Raw genomic sequence first — 6698 nt, forward strand, 5'->3', positions numbered from 1 at the left:
CCTCGAACCGTTTGGGCTGGGGCACGATCTGGAAGTGGCACCGGATATTAGAGGGTCGCAAGTATATTACTGCTCGGATGTCGATTTACAGTTTAAAGACCGCTTAATCGATCGTTTAATTAGTCATCAAACAGTCAGCAACGATCGCCATCCCTAAATTGCTTTTAATTGTAAAAAGATTACTTTCGTCAAGGTTTATACCATGCTTTTTGTTATCGGATCATTGATTTTCACTCTTTTAGTCATTCCCGCCGCCCTCATGATTTGGCTTTGGCAGGCACAATTTAGTAGTAAATTCAATTGGCTGCTCAATCTGTTAATGGTCTTGGTTTATTATCTTTTTATCTTTCTCAGTGGACGGTGGGACTGGTTAAGTTATTACGTCAGGTTTCTATTACCGATCGCATTTATTATAGTAGCATCCAAGTCTTTCATCAATGCCAAATCTTTACCAATTTACTCTCCGAAAACGTTTAAAAATTATCTTGAGTTAGGAATCAGTGCTGTTGTCATGTTCTTATTTTTAGCTAGTCTAAAGGGTTATTTTTTTACTGGCACACCAATCGAACTGTCTTTCCCATTAAAAAAAGGCACATATTATGTTGCACATGGAGGAAATAGCCCCACTATCAATTATCACAACACTCATCCGACACAACGATATGCCTTGGATATAATGAAACTAAACGTGCTAGGAGCCAGGGCAAATGGGTTTTCCCCGCGATCTTTGACCGATTATGCCATTTTTGGAGAGACTCTCTACAGCCCTTGTGATGGGACGATCTCCACTCTAGTCAACGATCTGCCTAATCTTATTCCAGGTGAAAAAGACCAAAAAAATCCGGCTGGCAATCATATTTTGCTCGGATGTAAGGGTGCTGATATCTTAATGGCTCACCTTCTCAAAGACAGCATCACTAGCCAAGTGGGATCGCTAGTTAGATCGGGAGATGCGATTGCCAAAGTTGGCAACTCAGGCAATACTGGCGAACCACATCTTCATATCCATGCCCGAAAAGCAAACACAGGAAAATCGAGCTTAGATGGAGAAGGAGTACCGATCTCCTTTGATGGCAAATTTTTGACGAGAAATAGTGTGCTTTTTTGAAAATGAATCAATTTAAAAATATGGACGACATTGTTTCAGGTATTGATGGGTGATAAAACAGTCACCAACGATCTTTAAGGAGTGTGATTTTAACCGCTTCAGTACTCTACCTCACGAAATTCTCACACTTTAATTCTAAGATAGTCACTATCGAGTCAGACAAGATCTATGCTCGGACTGAGAGGCTACTTAACATATCAAATAAATTATGAAAGTTGCTATTCTTATTGCCAAGTCATACGATCGCCAATTTTTTACAGCAGCTAATTCACAACATCAACATCAACTGACATTTTTAGAACCTAAGCTCGTTGGCAGAGCCTCTGCCTTGCCGAGAATCGACAATCAATACTTAAAAAAATATCATGAATAATATAATTAACAAATCTACAAAGCAACTCGATAAAAATTCAGAAGCAGCCGATCCGACTACTAATGTAAATACTCGACCTAACATTAAAACATCGAAAGTCGAAACTCTCGCCAAACTATATCTAGACAGTGAACCTGCTCAAATTACCGATGCAACGCTGGCCGAACTGTGTGAATGGCTTTGGGTCGAGTTTGAGAGTACTCCACTCAATCTCGAATTCTCATGGTACGAGCGTTATAAAAATGCTGCTGAGATGTTTGTCGATATTAAGCAAAGTCATCTGTGGGTGTCTGCCGAAAATTACGATACAACTTTGGGACTTAATCCCATTTACAACTTTATCTTTCAAGCAGTACACGACAACGATCACTACCTTACCAATAGTGATTTTAGTTTAGAAGGTGAAATCGCAACTTACAATGCCACCGCAAAACGTGTGCCAAGTTTAGATATTCAAAAAATTATCTATTCTGAAAGTGTACTCAGATCTGCTGCATACATATTTTTGGGACATGCACCGATCTCCAAAATTGTCTTTACATAATTTATAATGGAATAATCTCATGACTGAAACGATAATGTCCTCGAATACTGCTGCAATTCATTGGGCAGATGTTATTGAATATCCCCAGACTGGAGTTAAGAGCAAGGTTTTATTAGAAGATGCTAACTGTCGATATACGCTAATGATACTGGGGGTGGGAATGCACATCGCCGAACATACTAATCCGCGTAATGCCACTGTTAATGTAGTTGAAGGACAAGGTGTATTAACGTTGGAAGGCAAAGAGCTGGTTTTGGAAGCGGGAGTGTTTATTTTCATACCTGCTACCGCGCCTCATGCCATTACAGCAGAGACAAATCTTGCATTTTTATTAACACTTTCCGAACGGGTTAATTAGCCCTCGTAATTAACCTGCGATCGTGGTTGTCTGTAGAAATATGCTTGCTAAGATTTGTAAAATTAATCGCTCATTTCATCTTAATTTCATTTAGATCGGGTACAAAGAGCTGAGGATTTAAATGCCTTGAAAATAATAGATTTCAAAATCTATTCCTATAGGCTGATTCATTTACGATCGATTATTAGTGAATATAAAGAGAGCAAAGATTTTGAGGTTTGTAGACGCTTTTTAGGAGTAATCTTCATGACTAGAGAGTCGAGCATAAAAGTAAATACATCTCACCCACAGTCATCGAACTGCGATTCTCAACAGGAGAGGCTATGCCAACGATATGCAAATTAAAGCCGAGCAACAAAATCCCCTTACTCGTCGAAATTTCATGCGAGGGAGTGGCTTTGTCGGCGGACTGTTGCTCGGTAGCGGAATGCACAGCTTGTTATCGAGTTGTTCGCCCCCACCTTCTACTACGACGAAGACACCCGCACAGAACACCGTAGCCCGCACCCCAAATCCAAAATTCATTCCCGATCTGGAAATCAATCTCCAGGCTGCACCAAAAACGGTGCCAATCTTAGCGGGACGACCGACCCAAGTTTGGTCTTATGCAGCAACCCTAGTCAAAGGCGATCCAACTAGCCTGACTGCCATTCCCGATAGTTACTTAGGCCCGATTATTCGCGTCCAAACAGGTCAGCGCGTTCGGGTTAACTTTCAAAATAACTTGCCACAGGGACAATCCTCGATCGTGCATTGGCATGGCTTAATTTTGCCAGAAGAAATGGATGGACATCCTCGGTTTGCGATCGATCCCGGACAAACCTACGTCTATGAGTTTGAGGTCATCAATCGAGCGGGGATGAACTGGTTTCATCCGCATCCAGATATGCTGACAGGGCAACAAGCTTATGCTGGATTGGCGGGACTGTTTATCGTGACAGATCCAGAAGAAACTGCACTCAAGCTACCTTCAGGGGCTTATGAGGTGCCGATCGTTCTTCAAGATCGTACCTTAGACACCAATAATCAACTCCTCTATCTTGGCAGTAACATTGGTACCCCACGTAATAGCGGGGGCGGTATGGGCAGGATGAATAACTCAGATCGATCGGGCAGCGGCATGGGTAATATGAGCAGCATGATGGGCTTCTTGGGCGAACAGCTCTTCATCAATGGTAAACCTGACTTCACCCTGACTGCGGCAACGCGAGTCTACCGCCTCCGCATCCTCAATGGTTCTAATTCACGCATTTACAAGCTGGGATGGAGCAATGGCAATCCATTGACCGTTATTGGTACCGATGGGAGTTTACTGACTCAGCCTGTCGATCGAAAGTACGTGATGCTGGCTCCAGGTGAGCGGGTAGATGTTTGGGCAGATTTTAGTAAGTTAAAAGTTGGGACAGAATTAGCTCTCAATAGTCTGGTATTTTCAGGAGCTGAGAATGTCGGCGGTAGCGGTATGGGCGGGATGATGGGATCTAGTAATGCTCCCGAACTCGGTGCAGCGATGAAGCTATTCAACATTAAGATCGAGCGAGCGGAAACAGAAACCCTGAGACTCCCTAGTAAATTAGCAGCCCTACCCCTATTGCGCCCAGGAGATGCCACTAATGCTGCCCAGCCGCGTCCGGTTGAGCTTTCGCTCCAAGGGATGAAATGGGTCATCAATGGGCAACTTTTTGAAATGAATGCGGCAACACCACAAGAAACCGTTAACTTGAATTCGATCGAGCAGTGGGAGATTATTAACAAACTCAATCCTGGAGCGATGATGGATGCGAAAGGCATGGCGCACCCCATCCACTTCCACGGCGTAAAATTTCAAGTGATTAGTCGCCAAGTGCTGCCAGAACTTGCCGCAGGCTGGCAAACTGTCAAGGATGGTTATGTCGATGAGGGCTTCAAGGATACTGTCATGGTGATGCCAGGTGAGCGAGTCAAACTGCTAATTAAATTTGAGAAATATAGCGGCTTATTTGCCTACCACTGTCATACCTTAGAACACGAAGATGCTGGCATGATGCGAAATTATCGAGTCAATGGGTGAAAAAATATGGAAGATCTAAATCTTAAACTCAAGGGGATGAGTTGCGCTTCCTGTGCAAATAACATTGAGAAAGCAATTCTAAGCGTGCCAGGGGTAGTAGAAGGTAACGTCAATTTTAGTAGCGATCGAGCAACTGTACGCTACGACCCCAAACAAACTAATATCGACATTATTACCAAAGCAGTTGTTGATATTGGCTATGAGACGCAAATTATCCCCGCAGATCTGGGCGTTGAAGATGATAGCGGAGATAGGCAACAACAACGAGCAGAGCGAAATCTTCAGCGCAGAGTTTTAGTCGGTGCGATTCTCAGTATATTACTTGTCATCGGCAGTCTGAGCCATTTCAATCTCACACTTCCATCTTGGTTAGCTAGATTGGAAAATCCCTGGGTACAGCTAGTGCTAGCATCACCCGTACAGTTTTGGGTGGGTAGGGAATTTCAAATATCGGCGTGGAAGGCATTTCGTCACCGTACCGCCGATATGAATACCCTCATCGCGCTCGGTACGAGTATCGCCTTTTTCTATTCACTCTGGGTGACTATAAACCCTAGTTACTTCACAACACAGGGATTATCCGCAGAAGTCTATTATGAAGCGACGGCGATGATTATCACCTTGACCCTGTTGGGACGGTGGTTAGAAAATCGTGCCAAGGGAGCCACCTCGTCGGCAATTCAAGCATTGATGGGTTTACAGGCGAAAACTGCACGGGTGGTGCGGGATGGTAGAGAACTTGATATTCCGATCGCGGAAGTCGCTCTTTCAGATATTGTAGTAGTACGTCCTGGTGAAAAAATCCCCGTCGATGGTGAAGTCGTATCGGGATATTCAACTGTGGATGAATCGATGCTCACGGGTGAAAGTTTTCCCGTCACCAAACAAGTTGGTGATGAAGTTGTCGGCGCAACTCTCAATAAGATGGGTAGCTTTCAGTTTAGGGCGACGAAAATCGGTAAAGATACCGCCCTGGCGCAGATTGTCAAACTGGTGCAGCAAGCCCAAAATTCTAAAGCTCCGATCCAAAAATTAGCCGATAATATCACTAGCTGGTTCGTTCCAGTAATTCTGGCGATCGCTGTGACAACCTTCGTAGTCTGGTTTCTAGCGATCGGCAATTTCACGCTATCGATCGTCACAATGGTCAGTGTGTTAATTATCGCTTGTCCCTGCGCCTTGGGTCTAGCAACACCTACATCGGTGACTGTGGGCATCGGCAAGGGGGCAGAAAATGGCATTTTGATTAAAGGAGCAGAAAGCCTAGAACTAGCTCGTCAAATCCACACGATCGTCATGGATAAAACAGGTACGATTACTCAAGGTAAACCTGTTGTCACGGATACCTCTTCTATCCTAGATCTCGTTCCTAATAGCCCGAATGTTTTAGCTCCGCTGGCTCTATGGCGATCGATCGGTGCTTTAGAAAGCAACTCCGAACATCCCTTGGCTGAAGCCTTACTTCAATACGCCCGCGAACAAAATAAAGACTCACAACTACCAACCGTCCAACAATTTGAAGCGATCGCGGGAAGTGGTGTAAAAGGTATTGTCGAACAGCAACAAGTTCTGATTGGTACCCAACGCTGGTTCGATGAAATGGGCATCAATTCTGCCGTATTCCAAACACAAAAAGAAGGGTGGGAGGATGCCGGAAAAACGGTAGTATTCGTTGCGATTGATGGTCATTTGCAATCCGCGATCGCGGTTGCTGATACTGTCAAACCGACCTCTGCCAAAGCGATTCAAACCCTACAAAAAATGGGCATCGAAGTCGTGATGCTCACTGGTGATAATCAGCGTACCGCCAAAGCGATCGCCGATCGAGTCGGGATTAAACGTGTTCTCGCCGAAGTTCGCCCCGACCAAAAAGCGCAGACGATTCAGACTTTGCAGGTGGAAGAGAAAAAAGTTGTGGCAATGGTTGGCGATGGGATTAATGATGCTCCGGCTTTGGCTCAGGCTGATGTTGGGATGGCGATCGGCACGGGTACAGATGTGGCGATCGCCGCAAGTGATATCACGCTGATTTCGGGGGACTTACAGGGCGTTGTGACGGCAATTCGGCTCAGTCGTGCCACGATGCAAAATATTCAGCAGAATCTATTCTGGGCACTTGGTTATAATGTCCTGGGCATCCCGATCTCAGCGGGAATTCTGTTCCCAATTACAGGTTGGTTGCTCAATCCGGCGATCGCCGGAGCAGCAATGGCATTTAGTTCGATTTCAGTTGTCCTCAATGCTTTGAGATTAAAGGGGCTAAAA

The 6698-nt window shown here is 44.7% G+C and carries 6 protein-coding genes; all 6 read left to right on the plus strand.

What is annotated here, in order from left to right:
- The first annotated feature begins 202 nt into the window (after positions 1-202).
- Complete coding sequence (locus tag RMO79_RS08815) at positions 203-1108, plus strand: M23 family metallopeptidase (RefSeq protein ID WP_310482740.1); 906 nt, start codon at positions 203-205, stop codon at positions 1106-1108.
- Positions 1109-1316: 208 nt separating this feature from the next.
- A complete protein-coding gene (locus RMO79_RS08820; protein ID WP_310482741.1) occupies positions 1317-1481 on the plus strand; it encodes a hypothetical protein in 165 nt (54 codons plus the stop codon).
- Positions 1474-2025, plus strand: a complete 552-nt coding sequence (locus RMO79_RS08825; protein ID WP_310482742.1) for a transposase — start codon at positions 1474-1476, stop codon at positions 2023-2025. The genes RMO79_RS08820 and RMO79_RS08825 overlap by 8 nt, the downstream gene beginning before the upstream one ends.
- 19 nt (positions 2026-2044) lie before the next feature.
- Complete coding sequence (locus tag RMO79_RS08830) at positions 2045-2383, plus strand: cupin domain-containing protein (RefSeq protein ID WP_310482743.1); 339 nt, start codon at positions 2045-2047, stop codon at positions 2381-2383.
- A 334-nt stretch (positions 2384-2717) separates the two neighbouring features.
- Complete coding sequence (locus RMO79_RS08835; RefSeq protein ID WP_310482744.1) at positions 2718-4433, plus strand: multicopper oxidase domain-containing protein; 1716 nt, start codon at positions 2718-2720, stop codon at positions 4431-4433.
- Between the two features lie 6 nt (positions 4434-4439).
- A partial coding sequence (locus tag RMO79_RS08840; RefSeq protein WP_310482745.1) for a heavy metal translocating P-type ATPase occupies positions 4440-6698 on the plus strand: 2259 nt, incomplete at its 3' end.

This window comes from Chamaesiphon sp. VAR_48_metabat_403 (assembly GCF_031422475.1).
GTDB lineage: Bacteria > Cyanobacteriota > Cyanobacteriia > Cyanobacteriales > Chamaesiphonaceae > Chamaesiphon.